Below are 4,022 nucleotides of genomic sequence, written 5' to 3'. Positions count from 1 at the left end.
ACGACGAGTTCAGCAACGTCCCCGACCGGGGGTCGGGGGGCAAGCCGGGCGCGTCAGCGTCCGGCGTGGGCTTCACCTACGCGCTGACGATTCCCGCAGTTCGGAAGGCCAGGCAGGCCATCGGCCGCGTCATCCGCAGTCCCGACGACGTCGGCGTTCGCGTCCTGCTCGACGAGCGCTACGCCCGCGATAGTTGGGACTCCGTTAGACCCTATCTGCCCGATGACGACGAGTTCCAACCCGTCAGTCCCGACATGCTTGACGTCGGCCTCGAGCGATTTCGGTCGCGGCTCCCATCGCAGTAGCGAGCGATCACGTCGATCGGTCGTCAGTAGGGGGCTCACGTAGCGACTCTCACTCCTCAGTCTCGCCGCTCTCCTCAGTCTCGCCGCTCTCCTCAGTCTCGCCGCTCTCCTCGGTCTGATTATCCTCGTCTCGGTTCAGTTCGGTTTCGTCCTCGAGCGTCGGCTCGTCTTCGTCGCCGCGCTCGAGCGCCTCGTCGAGTTCCCGCTCGCGCTGGCGCTTCTCCGCGTCGTCGGCCTGCTTATTCCGACCGTCCTTGGAGTCTGCCATCGGATCGAATACGGTTGCAGGCGGGATAACGCTGTGGCAGACTTCACGCCCGTGTCCTCGAGAGCGAAACCGACGGTCGACTCACCGCGCTCGAGGACACTGAACGCGCCAGCGAGCACGCCGCGTCGGCGCCGACTGATCGGTGCCACTATCGAGAGTTCGTGGGGCGATAGGGACGGAGTGCGGCCGCGTTCGGCACCACTCGAACGAGCGCCGAGGCAGGTTTGTACGCCACGCGGTCGCTCGGAGATTTCGCCGCCGTGAGCTTCCAGAACCCGGGCGAATCGAACTGCAGCCGGCACAGGCCCCGCTCGTCCGTCGGCACCGACTTCGTTTCGGTCGTAACGACGGCTCCCTCGACGGGCTGTCGTCGATTATCGCGGACGCGGACGGCGAACTCGGTTCCGACCGCTACCTCGCTTCGCTCGAGGCCGATCCGGAGCTGGCGAGTGACTCTCATGTGAAGTAGTACCACGACTATAGTGAAAGAGGGCCGCTTGCGTGTTCTGGGACGGCTGAAACGATTTTCCGGAACGGGCGAAACGACCGACGACGGCTCTCAGTGCGAATCGACGACGTGTGCGTCGTCGGGTTCGAATCCGACCGTCAGTTCGTCGCGTTCGGGAACCGCGGGAAGCTGCAGGACGATCCGCGCACCGTTCCATCGACCGTTGACGCGGACGGTTTCGCCGAGAAATTCGCTGGTCTCGACGCTCACCGTCAGCCGGTTGTGCTCCACGGACTGTGAGAGCGCGCCCGGCCGCACGCAGAAGGCGAGCCGATCGGTTCCGGCGGACGCCGGCAGCGTGAACCGCTCGCCGTCGACTTCGACTCGCGCGTACTCGCCGTCGCGGCTCCGAACCTCGCCGTCGAAGACGTTGTTATCGCCGACGAACTCCGCGACGAACCGCGTCGCTGGTTCCCGATAAATCTCCTGCGGGCGGCCGACCTGCTCGACGCGGCCCCCGTTCATGACCGCGAGCCGATCCGAGATCGCCAGCGCTTCCGCCTGATCGTGGGTGACGTAGACGGTCGTGATCTCGAGGTCGGACTGGATTCGCTTGACCTGTCGGCGCAGCGACTCCCGGAGCTGGGCGTCGAGCGCGCTCATCGGCTCGTCCAGTACGAGCAGGTCCGGAGCCGGCGCGAGCGCTCGAGCCAGCGCGACCCGCTGTTGCTGGCCGCCGGACATCTGGTCGGGGCGTCGGTCGTCCATCCCCTCGAGATCGACCAGCTCCAGCAGTTCGGCGACGCGTTCGTCGACCGACAGTCCGTCCGGCGGCTCCCGAAACTGAAGGCCGTAACCGACGTTCTCGGCGACGCTCATGTGCGGAAACAGCGCGTAGCTCTGGAAGACGACGCCGACGTCCCGCTGTTCGGGTGGGACGCCGGCCATCTCCCGACCGTCGAAGCGGACGGTTCCCTCGGTCGGCTCCTCGAATCCGGCGACGGTTCGAAGCGTGGTCGTCTTTCCGCACCCGGAGGGGCCGACGAGGGTGAAGAACTCCCCGTCGCGGACCGTCAGATCGACGCCCTCGAGCGCGACGGTTCCGGCGTCGTCCGCACCGTAGACCTTCGAGACGTTCTCGAGGCTGAGCCCGGTCATCGCTCGAACCTCCCGCCGACGCGGTCGACGACGACGAAGCTCGCGGCCGTGACGCCCAACAGCACCGTTCCCATGGCGATTGCGGGACCGGAGCGGCGACCGAGATAGCGCTCGACGGCGACGGGCATGGTGTACGCCTCGCTGCCGCTGGCCAAAATTACCGTCGAAGAGAACTCGCCGATCGAGATGGCGAAGGCGAAGGCGGCTCCGGCGACGATGCCGCTCGCCACCAGCGGGAGTTCGACGTCTCGGAGCGCCCGGTATCGAGAGGCCCCGAGCGCTCGAGCGGACTCGACCATCGCCGGATCGAGAGTCGCGAGCAGCGGCGAGACGTTGCGCGTGACGAAGGGGTAGGCCGCGACGGCGTGGGCGGCGACGATTGCGACCCCACCCGTCACCTGGAACCGCCAGCCGCCGGGCAGCGGGATACCGAAGACGAGGCCCTGTAGCAGGCCGATTCCGAAGACGACGCCGCTGACTGCCAGCGGCAACATCGCGAGCGTATCAACGATGGCCCCGCCCCGGCCCGCGCGGACCGTCACCACCGAGACGATCATGCCCATCGGTACCGCGACGACCAGCGTCGCGACCCCGAACAGCACCGAATTCCGAATCGCGATCCACGGCAGCGTCTGGTAGGACGCCCCCTCGAGCTGGCGCTCGAGCAGGAACGCGTAGTGACGCAGCGTGAGCCCGCTTCCGTCGGTCACACTGCCCACGACGAGGCTCGCCATCGGACCGACGAAGACGACGACGGTGACGAACCCGTAGCCGACGATCGCCAGTCTGCGCGGCGAGAGCGCCGTCCGAAGATCCGGAAAGAGCGGTTTTCGGGACGGCGCGGTGGCCGATCGAGCCAGCCCGGATTGAGCGGACTCGTATCGGAGGTAGGCGTAGGTCAGCGCGAGCGAGAGGATCGTCTCGAGGATCGCGAGCGTCGCGACCTCGGCGTAGGCGAGCTGTCGAACGCGATCGTAGATCCAGACCTCGACGGTCGCGAGTTGCAGGCCGCCCAGCGCGAGGACGATGGGGAACGTCATGAACGTGAAGATGAAGGTCAACAGCGCGCCGGTCATGACGGCCGGCAGGAGCTGCGGAACGACGATGTCGCGAAATGCCCGGCGGGGACTCGCTCCGAGACTGCGAGCGGTTTCGACGGCCCGGACGTCGACGGACTCCCAGGCGGCGACGGTGACTCGGGTCACCAGCGGCGCGTTGTAGAACGCGTGAGCGACGATCACGATCGCGAGCGGGTTCCACTCGATGAACGGGTACGGCCCGAGTCCGCCGATTGCGAGGAGCTGGTTGAGCGTTCCGGCCCGGCCGAACATCGCGTAGAAGCCGACGGCGACCATGATTCCCGGCAGGACGAAGGGGAGGATCGTCAGCGAGCGCAGCGTCTGTCGACCGCGGAATTCGTAGTTCGCGAGGACGGACGCGGCGGGCAGTCCTAGCGCGAGGCTCGCGACCGTCGACAGTGCGGCCTGATAGGCCGTAAAGCCGAACAGTCCTTTTCGAAACGCCGGTAGCTCGAGACTCGGCCACGGTACCGGTAGCGGAACGCCGGGGATCGGGTACTCGAGCGATACTGAAATCGAGACGGCTGTGAGCCAGCCGACGAGCGACTCGAGGTGCGTTCCCACCGCCAGCGGCTCCGCGAAGACGTCCGCGAGCACCCCAAAGTAGAACGGGTCGGTGAGGACCGCGCGGAAGAACGCGAGCGTCGCCGCGCCGTCGTCGAAGACGGCGTTGACGAAGACGACGCCGACCGGCAGGTAAAGCATGACGGCGAGGATGACGGCCGTCGCGAGCGCCGTCAGGGCGAGCGCGCGGCGCTCGAGCC

The 4,022-nt window shown here is 67.1% G+C and carries 5 protein-coding genes; 1 reads left to right on the top strand and 4 read right to left on the bottom strand.

All coding sequences use genetic code 11. The features are described 5' to 3' along the window. Positions 1-305: helicase C-terminal domain-containing protein (locus PGX04_RS19600; RefSeq protein ID WP_273740051.1), on the top strand; the 305-nt coding region annotated here is incomplete at its 5' end. 49 nt (positions 306-354) lie between these two features. Here the strand turns inward: PGX04_RS19600 and PGX04_RS19595 are convergent. The 4 genes from PGX04_RS19595 to PGX04_RS19580 form a co-directional block, all read right to left on the bottom strand. Further along, complete coding sequence (locus PGX04_RS19595; RefSeq protein ID WP_273740050.1) at positions 355-573, bottom strand: hypothetical protein; 219 nt, start codon at positions 571-573, stop codon at positions 355-357. Positions 574-721: 148 nt separating this feature from the next. Then, positions 722-1,033 carry a carboxypeptidase regulatory-like domain-containing protein gene (locus PGX04_RS19590; RefSeq protein WP_273740049.1) on the bottom strand — a complete coding sequence of 104 codons (312 nt, stop codon included), beginning with the start codon at positions 1,031-1,033 and terminating at the stop codon, positions 722-724. A gap of 99 nt (positions 1,034-1,132) precedes the next feature. Then, positions 1,133-2,179: an ABC transporter ATP-binding protein gene (locus PGX04_RS19585; protein WP_273740048.1), complete on the bottom strand. Its 1,047-nt coding sequence runs from the start codon at positions 2,177-2,179 to the stop codon at positions 1,133-1,135. After that, on the bottom strand, positions 2,176-4,022 hold a 1,847-nt coding region (locus tag PGX04_RS19580; protein ID WP_273740047.1), incomplete at its 5' end, for an ABC transporter permease. The genes PGX04_RS19585 and PGX04_RS19580, both read right to left, overlap by 4 nt.

This window comes from Natrinema soli, from assembly GCF_028618695.1.
This window is presented reverse-complemented; position numbering and strand designations above follow the sequence as displayed.

What these genes read in the sequence shown, in the direction of transcription:
- PGX04_RS19590 (WP_273740049.1), bottom strand. Translation starts at nt 1,033, where the DNA reads ATGAGAGTCACTCGCCAGCTCCGGATCGGCCTCGAGCGAAGCGAGGTA.
- PGX04_RS19585 (WP_273740048.1), bottom strand. Translation starts at nt 2,179, where the DNA reads ATGACCGGGCTCAGCCTCGAGAACGTCTCGAAGGTCTACGGTGCGGAC.
- PGX04_RS19595 (WP_273740050.1), bottom strand. Translation starts at nt 573, where the DNA reads ATGGCAGACTCCAAGGACGGTCGGAATAAGCAGGCCGACGACGCGGAG.